Source organism: Winogradskyella ludwigii (assembly GCF_013403985.1).
GTDB classification, from domain to species: Bacteria; Bacteroidota; Bacteroidia; order Flavobacteriales; family Flavobacteriaceae; genus Winogradskyella; species Winogradskyella ludwigii.
Window position 1 is genome coordinate 350413 of the sequence record NZ_JABFDF010000003.1, and the last position, 15783, is coordinate 366195.

The 15783-nt window shown below is 31.3% G+C and carries 15 protein-coding genes; 6 read left to right on the forward strand and 9 right to left on the reverse strand.

The window, feature by feature from the left end; translation table 11 throughout:
• Positions 1–24: 24 nt before the first annotated feature.
• A complete protein-coding gene (locus HM981_RS09840; protein WP_179338610.1) occupies positions 25–2193 on the reverse strand; it encodes an endonuclease MutS2 in 2169 nt (722 codons plus the stop codon).
• 199 nt (positions 2194–2392) lie between these two features.
• Between HM981_RS09840 and HM981_RS09845 the strand changes: the two genes are divergently transcribed.
• Positions 2393–3067, forward strand: coding sequence for a uracil-DNA glycosylase (locus HM981_RS09845; protein ID WP_179338611.1), 675 nt, complete (start codon positions 2393–2395; stop codon positions 3065–3067).
• Between the two features lie 326 nt (positions 3068–3393).
• On the opposite strand, the gene HM981_RS09850 is transcribed toward HM981_RS09845, so the two are convergent.
• From HM981_RS09850 to HM981_RS09870, 5 genes are all read right to left on the reverse strand, one after another.
• Positions 3394–4248, reverse strand: coding sequence for a substrate-binding domain-containing protein (locus HM981_RS09850; RefSeq protein ID WP_179338612.1), 855 nt, complete (start codon positions 4246–4248; stop codon positions 3394–3396).
• A 153-nt stretch (positions 4249–4401) separates the two neighbouring features.
• Positions 4402–5274 carry a nucleoside phosphorylase gene (locus HM981_RS09855; protein ID WP_179338613.1) on the reverse strand — a complete coding sequence of 291 codons (873 nt, stop codon included), beginning with the start codon at positions 5272–5274 and terminating at the stop codon, positions 4402–4404.
• A complete protein-coding gene (locus HM981_RS09860) occupies positions 5264–6205 on the reverse strand; it encodes a DUF1835 domain-containing protein (protein ID WP_179338614.1) in 942 nt (313 codons plus the stop codon). Before HM981_RS09860 ends, HM981_RS09855 begins: the two co-directional genes overlap by 11 nt.
• A 5-nt stretch (positions 6206–6210) precedes the next feature.
• Positions 6211–6540, reverse strand: coding sequence for a translation initiation factor (locus tag HM981_RS09865; RefSeq protein WP_179338615.1), 330 nt, complete (start codon positions 6538–6540; stop codon positions 6211–6213).
• A 77-nt stretch (positions 6541–6617) separates the two neighbouring features.
• Positions 6618–7568 (reverse strand): isopenicillin N synthase family dioxygenase, encoded by a 951-nt coding sequence (locus tag HM981_RS09870; protein ID WP_179338616.1) that lies wholly within the window; start codon positions 7566–7568, stop codon positions 6618–6620.
• A gap of 148 nt (positions 7569–7716) precedes the next feature.
• On the opposite strand from HM981_RS09870, the gene HM981_RS09875 reads away from it, so the two are divergent.
• The 3 genes from HM981_RS09875 (at position 7717) to HM981_RS09885 (ending at position 11244) form a co-directional block, all read left to right on the forward strand.
• Positions 7717–9717 (forward strand): alpha-ketoacid dehydrogenase subunit alpha/beta, encoded by a 2001-nt coding sequence (locus tag HM981_RS09875; RefSeq protein ID WP_179338617.1) that lies wholly within the window; start codon positions 7717–7719, stop codon positions 9715–9717.
• A 323-nt stretch (positions 9718–10040) separates the two neighbouring features.
• Positions 10041–10664, forward strand: a complete 624-nt coding sequence (locus HM981_RS09880) for a T9SS type A sorting domain-containing protein (RefSeq protein ID WP_179338618.1) — start codon at positions 10041–10043, stop codon at positions 10662–10664.
• A gap of 145 nt (positions 10665–10809) precedes the next feature.
• A complete protein-coding gene (locus tag HM981_RS09885) occupies positions 10810–11244 on the forward strand; it encodes a 3D domain-containing protein (protein ID WP_179338619.1) in 435 nt (144 codons plus the stop codon).
• On the opposite strand, the gene HM981_RS09890 is transcribed toward HM981_RS09885, so the two are convergent.
• Positions 11222–11788 carry an ExbD/TolR family protein gene (locus HM981_RS09890; RefSeq protein WP_179338620.1) on the reverse strand — a complete coding sequence of 189 codons (567 nt, stop codon included), beginning with the start codon at positions 11786–11788 and terminating at the stop codon, positions 11222–11224. The two genes, HM981_RS09885 and HM981_RS09890, sit on opposite strands and share 23 nt — an antisense overlap.
• A gap of 138 nt (positions 11789–11926) precedes the next feature.
• Here HM981_RS09890 and HM981_RS09895 point away from each other — a divergent pair, with 138 nt between their 5' ends.
• Positions 11927–13441 (forward strand): DEAD/DEAH box helicase, encoded by a 1515-nt coding sequence (locus HM981_RS09895; RefSeq protein ID WP_179338621.1) that lies wholly within the window; start codon positions 11927–11929, stop codon positions 13439–13441.
• Positions 13442–13580: 139 nt separating this feature from the next.
• Complete coding sequence (locus HM981_RS09900) at positions 13581–14282, forward strand: hypothetical protein (RefSeq protein WP_179338622.1); 702 nt, start codon at positions 13581–13583, stop codon at positions 14280–14282.
• Here HM981_RS09900 and HM981_RS09905 read toward each other — a convergent pair.
• Together HM981_RS09905 and HM981_RS09910 are read right to left on the reverse strand one after the other, a co-directional pair.
• Positions 14272–14835, reverse strand: coding sequence for a pseudouridine synthase (locus HM981_RS09905; protein WP_179338623.1), 564 nt, complete (start codon positions 14833–14835; stop codon positions 14272–14274). The two genes, HM981_RS09900 and HM981_RS09905, sit on opposite strands and share 11 nt — an antisense overlap.
• 2 nt (positions 14836–14837) lie before the next feature.
• Positions 14838–15647 carry a DUF1853 family protein gene (locus HM981_RS09910; protein WP_179338624.1) on the reverse strand — a complete coding sequence of 270 codons (810 nt, stop codon included), beginning with the start codon at positions 15645–15647 and terminating at the stop codon, positions 14838–14840.
• Positions 15648–15783 lie beyond the last annotated feature (136 nt).

Here is a 15783-nt window from a genome sequence, read left to right on the forward strand (position 1 = left end):
TATATAATTTAAGGAAATTAAGGTTTATTTTTTCATAGCCTCAACCAATTCTAATAAATCTAAATTTACGTTTGTTGTAAACATACCATAATCTACTGTAGCTTTACCTTTTTCAATAGCATCTAGAATGCCAACAGCTCTACCATCATGCATTCTTACACGATCGCCAACTCTTATGATTGGTTTTGGTTTTTCTACAGGTTTTGCCTTTTCTTTAGCTGCTTTTTTCTTTTTACGAATGACTTCGACCTTTTTTTCAGCTTCTTGTTTAATTTGAGTTTCTTTATGTTTTACTGCACGTTTCTGTTTTGCTGAAACTTTTTTACGTTTAGAATTTTCAATTTGTACGAGCCTGAATAACTCAGCCATTAACTCTTTTTTCTTTTTGTCTTCAAAGAATTTTTCAGAAATATCGTTTACTTTTTGTCCTAAGTAAATTAAGCGTTGGTTAGAATCATAAAGTTCTTGGAAGCTTTCCAATTTCTTTTGGACCTTAGCATTCACTTCTTCTAGTTTGTCAGCTTCAGATAGTTTCTTTTTTTCGTTTTCCTTTAACGAGCGTTCTGTACGTTCTAGTTTACTTCGTTCTTTTTGAAGCTTTGCAATTGTAGCATCAAAACGTACTTTGCCACGTTCAATCTTCTTTTTAGACTTGTTGATTAAACTATATGGAATGCCATTTTTTTGTGCCACTTCAAAAGTAAACGAGCTTCCGGCTTGTCCAATAACCAATTTGTACATTGGTTCTAACGTTTTTTCGTTAAAAAGCATATTAGCATTTACAATGTGAGGTAACTCGTTTGCTAATAACTTCAAGTTAGAATAGTGCGTTGTTATAATACCAAATGCTTCACGCTCATAAAATACTTCTAAAAATGTTTCGGCTAAAGCTCCTCCCAGTTCTGGATCACTTCCTGTTCCAAATTCATCTATTAAAAACAGGGTTTTATTATTACACTTTTTAAGGAAATAATTCATCTGTTTTAAACGATAGCTATAAGTACTTAAGTGGTTTTCTATAGATTGATTATCTCCAATATCACTTAAAATTCTATCAAACAAACATACATAACTACGCTCGTGTACAGGAATTAGCATACCACTTTGTATCATGACTTGTAGCAAGCCAACCGTTTTTAGTGTAATACTTTTTCCACCAGCATTTGGTCCTGAAATTACTATGATACGACTGTCTTTCTCTAAACCTATAGTTTGAGGAAACGTGTGCTCTCCTTTTTCTTTATTGTTTAAATAGAGTAGAGGATGGTAGGCATCGCGTAAATTCATACTGCGATCCTTTGAAAATTCTGGCAGAATAGCATTCATGCTTTGCGCATATTTTGCTTTGGCAGAAATAATATCTATTTGCGTTAAAAAATCTTGGTATTTCTTAAGAAGTGGTAAAAATAAACGCACATAATCTGTGAGTTCTTTAAGAATTTTTATAACCTCTTCTTTTTCTTCGTATTCTAAATTATTGAGTTCTCTTGAATATTGTAAAGTGGTTTCAGGTTCAATATAAACGATACTTCCTGTTTTGCTTCCTCCCATAATCGCGCCTTTTACTTTTCTACGATACATGGCTTTTACAGCAAGAACACGTTTGTTTTCTACAACAGATTCTCTAATATCATCAAGATAATCAAGATTATGATAGGTGTTTAATGCCGAAGAAAAACTACTATTAATTTTACCTTTAAGTATATTTATAGTCTTGCGTAAATTAGAAAGTAGTGGAGACGCATTATCTTTAATATCTCCAAAGCGATCTACAACAGCATCTACTTGTTCTATAATTGAGGTGTTAACTTCAATATGCTGACTAAATTGTTGCAATTGAGGATAATACTCTTTAAACTTTTCTAAAAACTTTAGAATAGAATTTACTGTTAATGAAATACTGACTAACTTTTGTAAGCTAGATACTTCGAGATAAGTATTCTCAATCTTTAACAATTTTAATTCCTTAGAAATAGTATCAAAACCATGATTAGGAATTCTGTTGTCATTCTCATAGGAGGATAAATACTCATTTACGTAAACAAGTTCTCGCATTAGCTGCTCTTCATCTTCAAACGGAAGAATAGTTAATACTGCTTCTTTTCCTAAAGCAGTTATTGCATGTTCGCGAATTTGATCTAAAACCGTAGAAAACTCAAGGTCATTTAAAGTTTTTTCATGAATATTTATCATGTAATATTTTTCTTTTTTAGCTTCACAAATTTAGTGTAAATGTTGTTATATGCCTAATAGTGTGAATTGCATTTATGGGTTGAGTGTATATATTTTATTGTTTTAATAAATTCCTTAGTTTACAATTCAAATTATTGCAATGGATATTAAAACGAGGTTAAAGATGTTTCGCTATTTTTGAATTATAATATGTTTAAAAATGAATATTGATTTACACCAAAGTTGGAAGAACCCACTCAAAGCTGAGTTAGAAAAACCTTATTTTAAAGCGTTGATGACTTTTGTAAAACAGGAATATGAGACGCATACTTGTTTTCCAAAGGCATCAAATATTTTTAATGCTTTTAATCACTGTACGTTTAATGATGTTAAGGTTGTAATTATTGGGCAAGATCCATACCATGATATTGGTCAGGCAAATGGTTTGTCTTTTTCAGTGAATGATACAGTAAAACAACCTCCTTCTTTAGTTAATATATTTAAAGAGCTTGAGCAGGATTTAGGAATTACTCATCCTAAAAGTGGAAATTTAATGCCTTGGGCAAATCAAGGTGTATTGCTATTAAATGCAACGTTAACTGTTAGAGCACACCAAGCTGGTAGTCATCAAAAGAAAGGTTGGGAACAGTTTACGGATGAAATAATAAAAACGATTAGCGATCATAAATCTAATGTTGTATTTCTTCTTTGGGGCGGATTTGCCAAAAAGAAAAAGAAACTAATTGATACAACGAAACATTTTGTTTTAGAAAGTGGTCATCCATCTCCATTAAGTGCCAATAGAGGATATTGGTTCGGAAATAAACATTTTAGTACTACTAACTCCCTGTTGCAGCAAGTTGGCGACGAGATAATTGATTGGAAACTAGAGTAGGTGATGGTGCTTTTTTTATAGCATTAATCTGTTTCTCTTCTGTTTTCTTTGCAGACTTATTGCAACTAAAGATTAACATTAAAAAGTTAATTGCAACTAAGCAGGATAGAATTAAAGCGATGGTAAAAATCATTAATATAGTTGGTTGTTAGGAAGTTGGTTAAACCAAATGTAATAATTTTTTTTAAAACTTAAAAATTATCAACGCAAACAGTTTCATTCTAAATAAGAATAAGTGTTAATTACACCTCCTTAATCCTTAGTGAATTAAGTGACGCATTTAACAATTTAAATATTTTGTTCTTACTTTAGTTTATAAAACGACACTATAATTTATGAACCAATTTTGAATAGGCTACTTTTTCAGGAATTATATTTAGATTAAATAACTGATCTTGAACATTTTGAATCATGTCGTTGTCCATAACACTTTGTGACCATTCTGTTAAAGACAACCATTCTTTAACATCTTCTAACTCTTGTGCATAACGATTTGCAATAGTAATATCGATACTTGGAATAGATTTAAACTCAGAAGTGGTGGTATTAATAATATCTAAGATTGTTTTTAAATCGTCTTCATTATTGTCTATAAAATCCTGACGAACAGCAATTACAAAACAAGGCCATGGTGAGCGACAATTACCAACTCTTCTAAAGATCCCTTCGTCGACTAAAGGTTTGGTTGTGAATTTTTCCCACATAAAATAGTCGGCTTTACCATCTGTTAAACCTTCAACAGCACCATCAAGATTTTTTATAACTTCAAAGTTTAAGTCATTTTCTAAATCCCAATCATTGTTTTTAGCATTGATATATGCCATAAGGTGAGAACCTGAGCCATAACGACTTATTGCAGCTCTAGTTCCTTTGATGTCTTCAATGGTTTTAAATGATGAATTCGCAGCAACATGAATTCCCCAAATTAAAGGTGTTTCTACAAAAGTTTGAACAATTTTTGATGGATTACCTTCAATAATATCTTTAACAATACCTTCGGTTAAGATTACGGCCATATCAATTTCTCCAGAACGAAGAGCTTTGGTCATGGCACCTGTTCCTCCATAATAATCATGCCATCTTAAGTTGATGTCTTCAGCTTTATATTCGCCATTTTTAAGCGTTAAATACCACGCTAAATTAAAGTGTTCTGGTACTCCTCCTATGTTTACTTTTTTCATTTTATGCTGAACTTCTTTCAGTATCTAAGACCCAAAAAGTGGGTAAATCTTTTATTATACATTTCAATATTAAATTAAGCACGTTCCTAAATAGTGCTTGCTATCCTTAAACCTTAGATATATTTAAGGTAATGCTCTGCGTCAGATTTTAATTTAAATATTAACAATACGCTCTAATGCATATTTAATTAATTTGTCTACGGCTTGCTTTGGATCTTTACTAAAATCTCCATTGGCTCTATTGGCTATAATGGCATTAAGAGACAAAGCTTCGTGTCCTAATAACTTAGAAAGACCGTAAATTACAGACGTTTCCATTTCAAAATTTGTAATTCTAAAATCCTTGTAGCTAAAGTTATCTAGCTTAGCATTAAGACCTGCATCTTTTAATGGTAAACGTAACACACGTCCTTGAGGACCATAAAATCCACCTGCAGTTCCCGTCATTCCTTTATGGATGATGTCACTTTCAAAATATTTTTCTAAATACTTGCTATTCTCAATAATAATTGGTCGTGCTTTATTTTTATCCCAATCAGTATGCTTTATAAAAGCATCTTCTACTTCAGGATTGCTAATACCATCAATTTGATAAAAATGTAGCATGCCATTAATATCTAAAGCGTGTGAGCTAATTAAAAAAGAATCAACGGGAATATCATTTTGCAAAGAGCCTGAAGTACCTATTCTAATTATATTTAGGCTAGATAATTCTGATTTTGGTTGACGTGTTTTTAAATCAATATTTACTAAAGCGTCAAGTTCGTTTATAACGATATCAATATTATCTGGACCAATTCCTGTGGATATAACGGTTAAGCGCTTATCCTGATAATAGCCCGTCTGTGTTTTAAATTCACGCTTTTGAGTACTAAAGTCTATACTATCAAAATGTTGTGTTATTTTTTCAACACGATCTTGGTCTCCAACAAAAATGATAGTATCTGATATATTTTCTGGTTTTAAATTAAGATGATATATACTGCCATCTGGATTTAATATAAGTTCTGAATCTTTAATTGCCATGCGTTACTGTTTTAATAAGTTTGTTTTCTTCTTCGCTAAACTGATATGCTAAACGATTTACACCTCCATAGTCTAAGTTATTGTTTACTTCTGTTGCAAAGTTGTGTTGTTTCAATAAGGCTTCGTGCCCTTTTCTATTTAATGTTATACGCTCTTCTGTAACGGTATAAAAAATAGATAATTCTTTTAATTTTCGCTTTAACTGTAAATCTCCATAACCATAATAGCCTTGATAGTTTAAGCAGTATCCTAACAAATGGTTTTCAGATTTAATAGTATTTTCATTTATAATCTTTAAGACATTTTCTTCAATAGTGCCTAAGCCACTTTTTTGATCAGGGAAACGTTTTAAATGCGCTTTTAGGCAATTACTCATGTACTTAAAATTAGATTTAGTTACAATATAAGGTTTAAAGATATTATGGTCTTTACCACAGTAAGTTCTCCATAAGGCAATTGCTAAATCAATATCATCTTTGTTTAAAAGTACTTTGTTCTTATAGTGAGATTTAAGTTGAGAAGCACTTAATTCTGCTAAGCCTTTTAAGCTTTTTTCTCCTTTAATTCGTCCGCTACAAATTAGATAAATAGGTTTTTTTATTTCCCTCTGGTGTAGGAGGTTAATAACACCCAATAGGTTAATATGACAAAATAAATCATATTCAAACCATAAATTTATTTCCGTGTATTTATCAATATTATCTAGTTTCGATAATTCATTTTGAAGCTCTTTTTCATCGACATCAATATCGTAAGTAGAACTAAGAAAATCTGCTCTTAGTTTAAAAAACTCTTCAGAATCTATTTTAGGAATTGTAGGTCCTTCACAAAGCATTTCTTGCCATGTAAGTATATCTTCTGTAAAATCTAGTTCTCTTAAATAATCCGTAAGACTATTTCCATTGGTAATATGCAAGCATTTATTAGTCATAAAAATTATCCTCCAACACGTTTTACATTAAATCCTTTTTCTTTTAACATAGTCATTATTTTATCACGATAATCACCTTGAATAATAATTTTATCATCCTTAAAACTGCCACCAACACTTAATTTGGTTTTTAATTCTTTAGCTAATTTTTTAAAATCTTCTGTGGCTCCTGTGTAGCCTTCTAGAATGGTAATTGGTTTTCCTTTTCGTTTTTCGTATTTGCAAAGTATAGGGTCGTCTTGCAACCATAAACTTTGTTTAGAATCTTCAGTTTTGCTTGCAGGTTCTGGTGTATGTTCAGGGAACAGATTTTTTAATTGATCTTGTAAATCCATGTTTTAGTTATTGGTATTAAGAAATCTGTCTTTAGTATGCAGTGAATAACAACATACTAAAGACAGATAATTGTCTACTACTTCTTAATAAGTCCTAATTCAATTAAACGTTCGTTTAGAAATTCTCCAGCTGTAATATCTTCAAACTGTTTTGGGTTATCCTCGTCAATACAACTATCTAAAACATCTAGTTTCATTTCACTGATAGGATGCATAAAAAATGGCATAGAATAGCGTGAAGTTCCCCAAAGTTCTCTTGGCGGATTTATTACACGGTGAATTGTAGATTTTAGTTTATTGTTAGAGTGTCTAGATAACATATCTCCAACATTAATCATTAACTCGTCTGGTTCTGCAATAGCATCTATCCACTCACCATCGTTACGTTGTACTTGTAAGCCTCTTCCTTGGGCGCCCATTAATAAGGTTATAAGATTAATATCTCCGTGAGCTGCTGCTCTAACCGCATTTTTAGGTTCTTGAGTAATTGGTGGATAATGGATTGGTCTCAAAATAGAGTTTCCGTTATGAATATAATTATCAAAATACGTTTCTTCTAAATTTAAATAAAGAGCTAATGCTCTTAATACATATTTAGCTGTTTTTTCGAGCATTTGATAGGTTTCCTTTCCTACCTTATTAAATTCAGCTAATTCGTTTACAGAAACATTTTCCGGATATTCTTTTCTGCGTTTCTCATCATCTTCTACATACTGACCAAAATGCCAGAACTCTTTTAAATCTCCTTCTTTTTTTCCTTTGGCACTTTCTTTTCCAAAAGACACATAACCACGTTGGCCACCTATACCAGGAATTTCATAACTTTTTTTAACATCTACAGGTAAATCGAAAAAATTCTTGACTTGACCATATAAACTATCTACTAAACTGTCACCTAAAAAATGCCCTTTTAAAGCTACAAAGCCAATATCTTCGTATGCACTTCCTATATCATCTACAAATTGTTGTTTTCGTTTCGGATCACCAGAAATGAAATCCTTTAAATCTACACTAGGTATTCTATCCATTGGATTAGTATTTTAAATTTTTGTCAATATACAAATGAAACAAGAATAGTACTAAGATTTTAGTTCGAAATTATTTACTATTTATAGTGTTATTCGTTTTATTGCATCAATTTTATTTACATTTGATTCGTTACAGAAACTACATTTTATGCCAACAATTACAAAAAAGAACATAGATTACGATAAGAGAAACCTAAGCGACAAAACCTTATTGAAGCTTTATTATAACATGTTAAAACCACGACTAATAGAAGGGAAGATGCTTATTCTATTACGTCAAGGTAAAATTTCTAAATGGTTTTCTGGCATAGGTCAAGAAGCGATTTCAGTTGGTGTTACAATGGCATTAAACTCTAACGAATACATTTTACCAATGCACAGAAATCTTGGTGTATTTACTACTAGAGATATTCCTTTGCATCGTTTATTTTGTCAATGGCAAGGTAAAATGAGTGGTTTTACTAAAGGAAGAGATCGTTCTTTTCACTTTGGAACACAAGAATTTAAAATCGTTGGTATGATTTCTCACCTTGGACCACAATTAGGTGTTGCAGATGGCATTGCTTTAGCAAATATTTTAAAAAATAATGGGAATGTAACCGCAGTTTTTACAGGTGATGGAGGTACAAGTGAAGGTGATTTTCATGAAGCTTTAAATGTCGCTTCAGTTTGGAAACTCCCTGTAATTTTCTGTATTGAAAACAACGGTTACGGACTTTCTACACCAACCAATGAGCAGTATCAGTGCCGAAATCTAGCAGATAGAGGTAAAGGGTATGGCATGGAATCTTTTATTCTAGATGGTAATAACATTATTGAGACCTACACTAAGATTCAAAAATTAGCAGAAAGCATAAGAAAACGACCACGACCAATATTAGTTGAATTTAAAACATTTAGACGACGTGGCCATGAGGAAGCTAGTGGAACAAAATATGTTCCTAAAGAACTTATGGACGAATGGGAAGCTAAAGATCCCATAGATAATTTTAGAACTTATTTATTAAGTAAGAAAATTTTAAGTCTAGATACAGATGATATTTATATTGCTGAAATTAAACAAGAAATTGATAAAGCTTTAGAGTCTGCTTATGCAGAACCAGATATTATTCCTGATAAAAGTATAGAGTTAAATGATGTTTATAAACCATTTGATTATAAGGAATATAAGCCAAATTCAAACGCAAAAGAATTACGTTTTATTGATGCGATTTCTGAAGGTTTAAAACAATCCATGCAAAAACACAAAGACCTTGTTATAATGGGTCAAGATATTGCAGAATATGGTGGTGTATTTAAAATCACAGATGGTTTTCTTGAAGCGTTTGGTAAAGATAGAGTTAGAAATACACCTATATGTGAATCGGCAATTGTTGAAACCGCTATGGGATTATCTATCTCAGGCATAAAATCTATTGTTGAAATGCAATTTGCAGACTTTGTAACTTCGGGCTTTAATCCTGTTGTTAATTACTTAGCAAAATCTCATTACAGATGGAACCAAGAAGCAGACGTTGTTATTAGAATGCCTTGTGGTGGAGGTGTGGCTGCAGGTCCATTTCATTCGCAAACTAACGAAGCTTGGTTTACTAAAACACCTGGTTTAAAAGTTATATATCCTGCATTTCCATATGATGCCAAAGGATTATTGGCTACAGCAATTAATGATCCTAATCCTGTATTATTCTTTGAGCACAAAGCGTTATACAGAAGTATAAGACAAGAGGTTCCAACAGATTATTTTACCATTCCGTTTGGTAAAGCTGCCTTTTTAAAACAAGGAGAAGCGGTTACTATTATCACTTATGGAGCAGGAGTGCATTGGGCTTTAGATACGTTAGAAAAGAACCCTGATATTTCTGCCGATTTAATTGATTTAAGAACATTACAACCTTTAGATAAGGACGCCATTATAAGTTCAGTTAAAAAGACTGGACGTGCTATTATCCTTCAAGAAGATTCTCTTTTTGGTGGTATTGCAAGTGATCTTTCTGCCATGTTAATGGAGGACTGTTTTGAATATTTAGATGCACCAGTAAAGCGTGTAGCAAGTATGGAAACTCCGATTCCATTTGCTAATCAGCTAGAATCACAATACTTAGCTAAGGATAAGTTTGAAAATGCATTAATTAAGCTCTTATCTTATTAATTCTTATTGGTCGATTATAATTAGTATTTAGTAGATAAATAAGGTCGGTAGGTATAATAAATAGAATATAATAATAAAATTATTTTATTTTCATAGCATATATACTCTAGACCTTTTGTGTATTTTATGTATCAATAGTCAAACTATATTTTAGATTTTGATTACAAAACACAATACTTTACACAAATGTCATTTATTTAAAAATTTAATTTAATCCCTATGAAATTAAAATTACTATTTCAAACCTATCTTCATGGAGTCATACGTTTACTATTAACGTTTCTAACCCAAATGGTACAACAGACGAAAATGATTCTAATAACATGTTTGTTTTTAATTTTAATGTATCTCCAACTTACACAACATCTACTATAATATTCGATATTTTAACTGATAATTATGGATCTGAAACAACTTGGAGTTTAACAAATAGTTCAGGTGCAGAGGTTGCTAGTGGTCCAACAGCGCTTTACGGCAATGCAACAGCATATCAAGAAACTATTACAATTCCAACTTTTGATGAATGTTATACATTTACAATTTTCGATTCAGCTTCTGATGGTATTTGTTGCGGTACTTTTGGAAATGGTTCTTATACTTTAGAGGATGAAAATGGTAATAATATCAAAACTGGAGGTGTATTTAGTAGTAGTGAATCTGTTTTGTTTAATGTACAGAATCCATTAAGTGTTGGTGAATTTGATTTGGTTAACCTTATAGACATATACCCAAATCCGGTAAACGATAATCTGACCATTAATTTAACTAATATAAATGAAAATGTGGACTACCAAATTTTCAATACTTTAGGTCAAGCTATTCAAAAAGGCAATTTAAATTCTAATGGTACAAGTGTTTTAAATCTTTCATCTTATCAAAGTGGAATTTATTTTATTAAATTATCTACTGATTCTAGTACAATGACTCAAAAGCTAATTAAAAAATAAGTTTTAAAGTTTTAGTAAATGTATAAAACCGTTAGTTTCTGCTTAAAGAATCTAACGGTTTTTTGGTTATGGTATACGTGATCTCAGTCTATTGAATACTTTTGTTCAATTACAATAGTTGATGAAGATTCATTATATTTAAAACATGAAGCCACGCATCACTCTCATTTTTGTATCAATCCTTTGCCTTTATAATTGCAATACAGCTATTAACAATGAGCAGTGTAATAGTAACACGATAAAAGTTACAGCCACAGCATACAACTCATTAGCATACCAGACAAGTTCTAATCCTAGTATTACCGCTTTTGGCGATAGTTTAAAACCTGGGCAACGCTATATTGCTGTTTCTCGCGATTTGTTAGATTCCGGTTTAGTACATAATACCCAAGTCAAAATTCAAGGTTTCGATAGTTTATATACAGTTAAGGATAAGATGAACCGTCGCTGGAGAAAACGTATTGATATTTATATGGGCACAGATGTAAAAAAAGCAAAACAGTGGGGCAAAAAGAAGGTTGAAATTGAATTTTGTGTTAAAACAAAAGACTCAATACCTAATGAGAACGTTTCACCATAATTTCAGAAACAATAAAAGGATAAGCCTTCTTAACGTTTTCTAATTCGTCTTTAGACAATTGATCTGGTGTTTTATTAAATGTTTGTTTTGCATAGCGCGTTCTTAAATCATAATAAGCTTTTGTTATTTCATCTTGTACAGAAATAAACAAATTGTATTTCGTTAGAGCATCATGACTTAATGAAATTACAGCCTCTTTAGGATGGTCTGATGATGTTTCGGATTGTTCTCCTTCACAATAATCACATGTACCAACACCATTATTATCAATAAAAACTTCAACGCGGTTTTTAATATCTGTGAGTTCTACAATATCGTTATCAACCATGATTTGCTGTTTTTCATTCATTGAAATACGAATAAGGTTACGTTCCGGAATGTTCGAAGTACAATCTTCAGTTTCACAAATACGTGGTAATTGTCGCAAAATACCTTTATCTGCCGAAATGGTTGTGGTCACTAAAAAGAAAATTAATAGTAAAAAAGCAATGTCTGCCATAGATCCTGCATTGACCGTTGCAGAATGTCTTCTAAATGATTTCATAGTATTATCTGTTTGAGTGTTAATGATTTCTTAATATCAAGAACAGTACCACTATTTTAAAATCTTGTCAATTATTCATTTCATAAACCTTTACAAAGTGCTATTTTTGCAAAATTAACGAAGAACTAAATTCATTTTATGTCGTCAGAAACCGAAACCATTCCACAAAATGCATCCGAGAAAAGTCTCTATGATTACCAGATTAAAGACCTTAATCGCATTTTTGATGTTATGCGAGACGAGTCTAACGATTTTAATCTCTTATATCAGTTACCAACAGGAGGAGGGAAAACCGTTATTTTTTCTGAAATAGTAAGACGTTACGTAGAACAGCACAATAAAAAAGTCGTTATTCTTACACACAGAATAGAACTTTGTAAACAAACCTCTAATGTATTAACAGGCTTTAATGTTAAGAACAAGGTTATAAATAGTAAAGTGAAAACATTGCCAGATCAAGATGATTATCAATGTTTTGTTGCGATGGTAGAAACCTTAAATAACCGCTTGTCTGATAATGATTTTGAGTTAAAAAATGTAGGTTTAGTAATTATTGATGAAGCACATTATAATTCTTTTAGAAAACTATTTAAGTTTTTTGAAAATGACTTTATTCTTGGTGTTACAGCAACTCCGTTGAGTAGTAATATTAAACTACCAATGAAAGATAATTACAATAAGCTTATTGTTGGTGATGATATTTCTACATTAATAAAGAATGGATTTTTAGCTAAAGCAGAAGTTTCTCATTACGATGTTGGATTAACGTCCTTGAAAATTGGTATTAATGGCGATTATACGGTAAAATCTTCTGAAGCATTATACACCAATAGTGTAATGCAATCCAAGTTGTTAATGGCCTACGAAGAATTAGCAAAAGGCAAAAAAACATTAATCTTTAATAACGGAATCTATACCTCTAAGGAAGTCTATTATACGTTTAAAAAAGCGGGCTATAATGTTCAGCATTTAGATAATACAACAACTAAGCAAGATCGTAAGGACATTTTAAAATGGTTTAAAAATACGCCTGACGCTGTATTATCTTCTGTAAGTATCTTAACCACTGGTTTTGATGAACCGTCTGTAGAAACTATAATTTTGAATAGAGCCACACGATCTTTAACCTTGTATTTTCAAATGATTGGTCGTGGAAGTCGTATTTACAAGGATCGTAAATTATTTCAAGTTATAGATTTAGGTAATAATGAATCGCGATTTGGGCCTTGGGATCAGCCTGTAGATTGGCAACATATTTTTAAGCATCCAGACTATTATTTAGAAAATATTGTAGATGACGATTTATTAGAGCGAGATTTTACATACAAAATGCCAGATGCTTTAAAAGTAAAATTCAAAAAGTCTTTTACTTTAAATTTTGATGTCAAGGAGGAATATAAAAAAGTGATGAATGAAGGTAAAAAATCATTCACCGTTATTGAACGCTCAATTGCGCAACACTCCCAAATGTGTATTGATAATAGTGAGGATGTTTATGATGCGAGGGATTTAACTAAAGAACTTCAAGATGAAATTGCTTACAGAATAAAACAATACTGTTATTGTATTATGAATAGTACTCAAAATTATAAAGAGTGGCTATTTGTAGAGTATAATAGAAAGTTAAGAATTAGCTTTAATGGTAAGTTTTAACTTTTTATTGTAAATATTTCTCTTTATAAACGTTTATTTTGGTTGTAAGTAATAGAAAGGAATGATTTTTGTAACTTAACATATTAATAAATTAAAACCCATTTTTAAATTAGTGAAAGCCGTTAAACTTATCGTATTTATGTTCTGCATTTTTTGCAGCAGTATGGTTTTTGCCCAAATTAAAGATAAAGAGAATAAATCTATACGTATTCCGGCAGAACCTTCTAAGACCAAGAAAGATTCTACTTTAGTAAAAATTAAAGTCGCTCCATTACCTAAAAAGGAGAACGAGAAGTCCAATGGTAGTTCTACTGATTCTAAAGAGAAATTTGTCTTTAATGAAACAGAGAAACCATTTTCTATGACTGAAAATGATGGTTTAAAGAGTCCTGGTGAAATTTATGAGAAACGTTGGACAAAAGAAGCTGTTAAGGGCGGAATTATTAGAACCATGTCAGATCAGTTTCTAGGCGAACATCGTGTAGACACCAAATTTGTGAATATAGTTTGTAGAGACCATCAATATCCTGATGGTGATCGTGTTCAGATTTTGGTCAATGGAACTATTGTTAAACACAGTCTGTTATTAACTGGTAGTTATAGACGTGTAGAAGTAGATTTAATTGATGGAAAAAATACTGTAGATATTGTCGCACTAAATCAAGGCGAATCTGGACCGAACACCGCAGAATTTGTGGTTTACGATGATAAAGGTAATGTTATATCATCCAAAGAGTGGAACCTACTTACGGGAGTAAAAGCCACAATTATTTTTCAGAACGAAAAAGTTATTATCAAAGAAAAGAAGGCAGAAGTAGCAGAAGAATCTTCTAATAATTAATAGGGAAGACATCTGCAGGTTTCATGTCGTCTAAGTTATAATCACCAATCCTAACGCGTACTAATCTTAATGTTGGCAAACCTACTTTGGCAGTCATTTTTCGCACTTGTCTAAATTTCCCTTCAGTTATTGTAATGGACAACCACGAGGTAATCCCATGACGTTCGTCACGTACAAAACGTTTAATAATATGAGAGGTATCAGTTAAAATTTCTGCTTGACATGGCTTTGTTTTATAAAGTTTACCTTCAACTGAAATTTCAACACCAACTTTTAACTCTTCAATAATCTCTGGTGTTATTACACCATCTACCATAACGTGATATTCCTTTTCTATATTGGTACTCGTTATATAATTACTAAATTTACCATTTGTAGTTAATAATAATAAACCTTCAGATTTTTCATCTAATCGGCCAACAGCCATAAGTTCTTCTGTGAAGGTGTGCAGTTCTCCTAAAAGTTTTTTCGACTTTCGTTTACTTTGGTGATTTATAAATTGGCTTAAATAGCCATAAGGTTTGTAGAGTTTATAATAGTTGTGTTCTTTCATAATTACCAAAAGGTGATAAAACATTTTACAAGTTTGGTGTCGTTATATTTTATCCAAACCAAAGGTGAACGTTGAGATTTAATATCTTCCTCTATCATTATTTTAGCAGTGTTATAATCTTCCCAAGAAATATTATTGTGAGGCTTAACAAGCCAATCTAATTTATGGGGAATGTAAAATTTTAGTGCTTTAAATTCAGAAATGGCTTTAAATGACATATAGAAACCGCTGATGCAATTTTCATTTATCAATTCACTATTAATTTTAGTTTTGGGATAAGGCAAAAATAATTGTGCTTTAAAACAGAGTTTTTGTGAAACGTCTGTAGAATCTATATTCAATTGAGAAAGTTGAAGCTTAGTTTCGTTTTTATAAAATAAAGGAAATTGTTTAGACTTTAGTTTATCTAATTTGTAACACAGAGAATCTTTTCTATTAGGTCCAATCCAATAGGCGAGGGGATCTTGGTAGTTTTCTAAAGTATCGTACAAATAGAATTTATAAACAACTTCAAGATGAACAGGCTTATGTTTTAAATAATAAAGTGCATCTAATTCTCCTACAGTCTGTTTTCCATTTTGAATTTGTAAATTTTCTATAATCCAATGAACAGAGGATTTCTGTTTAAGTTGATAATACACAAATTCTTCTACTAACTTACCTAAACGATGATTTTTAAACTCAATATTTGAATTTAAAGGTTCAAATTCAGAACTCAGATTAATTTGTTCAATTTGAGGTAAACTACTAGTTTTAAATAGTGAAGGTGTTTCCAAGTAACCTTTATAACGTAATAAAGTGCTTTTATCCATAGCTCAATAAAAATATACATATTCTTAGACAAAGTTATCCTTATACAAACATTTATTAATTGCTTGTTTTTACAACCTAATTTGTTTTTTTATACCTGCTCCATTTGTATTAAAATAGAAAACGCAAAACCGTAAC

What these genes read in the sequence shown, in the direction of transcription:
- HM981_RS09885 (WP_179338619.1), top strand. Translation starts at nt 10,810, where the DNA reads ATGAAGCCACGCATCACTCTCATTTTTGTATCAATCCTTTGCCTTTAT.
- HM981_RS09865 (WP_179338615.1), bottom strand. Translation starts at nt 6,540, where the DNA reads ATGGATTTACAAGATCAATTAAAAAATCTGTTCCCTGAACATACACCA.
- HM981_RS09845 (WP_179338611.1), top strand. Translation starts at nt 2,393, where the DNA reads ATGAATATTGATTTACACCAAAGTTGGAAGAACCCACTCAAAGCTGAG.
- HM981_RS09875 (WP_179338617.1), top strand. Translation starts at nt 7,717, where the DNA reads ATGCCAACAATTACAAAAAAGAACATAGATTACGATAAGAGAAACCTA.
- HM981_RS09880 (WP_179338618.1), top strand. Translation starts at nt 10,041, where the DNA reads ATGTTTGTTTTTAATTTTAATGTATCTCCAACTTACACAACATCTACT.
- HM981_RS09855 (WP_179338613.1), bottom strand. Translation starts at nt 5,274, where the DNA reads ATGGCAATTAAAGATTCAGAACTTATATTAAATCCAGATGGCAGTATA.
- HM981_RS09900 (WP_179338622.1), top strand. Translation starts at nt 13,581, where the DNA reads ATGTTCTGCATTTTTTGCAGCAGTATGGTTTTTGCCCAAATTAAAGAT.
- HM981_RS09890 (WP_179338620.1), bottom strand. Translation starts at nt 11,788, where the DNA reads ATGAAATCATTTAGAAGACATTCTGCAACGGTCAATGCAGGATCTATG.
- HM981_RS09860 (WP_179338614.1), bottom strand. Translation starts at nt 6,205, where the DNA reads ATGACTAATAAATGCTTGCATATTACCAATGGAAATAGTCTTACGGAT.
- HM981_RS09870 (WP_179338616.1), bottom strand. Translation starts at nt 7,568, where the DNA reads ATGGATAGAATACCTAGTGTAGATTTAAAGGATTTCATTTCTGGTGAT.
- HM981_RS09905 (WP_179338623.1), bottom strand. Translation starts at nt 14,835, where the DNA reads ATGAAAGAACACAACTATTATAAACTCTACAAACCTTATGGCTATTTA.
- HM981_RS09910 (WP_179338624.1), bottom strand. Translation starts at nt 15,647, where the DNA reads ATGGATAAAAGCACTTTATTACGTTATAAAGGTTACTTGGAAACACCT.
- HM981_RS09895 (WP_179338621.1), top strand. Translation starts at nt 11,927, where the DNA reads ATGTCGTCAGAAACCGAAACCATTCCACAAAATGCATCCGAGAAAAGT.
- HM981_RS09840 (WP_179338610.1), bottom strand. Translation starts at nt 2,193, where the DNA reads ATGATAAATATTCATGAAAAAACTTTAAATGACCTTGAGTTTTCTACG.
- HM981_RS09850 (WP_179338612.1), bottom strand. Translation starts at nt 4,248, where the DNA reads ATGAAAAAAGTAAACATAGGAGGAGTACCAGAACACTTTAATTTAGCG.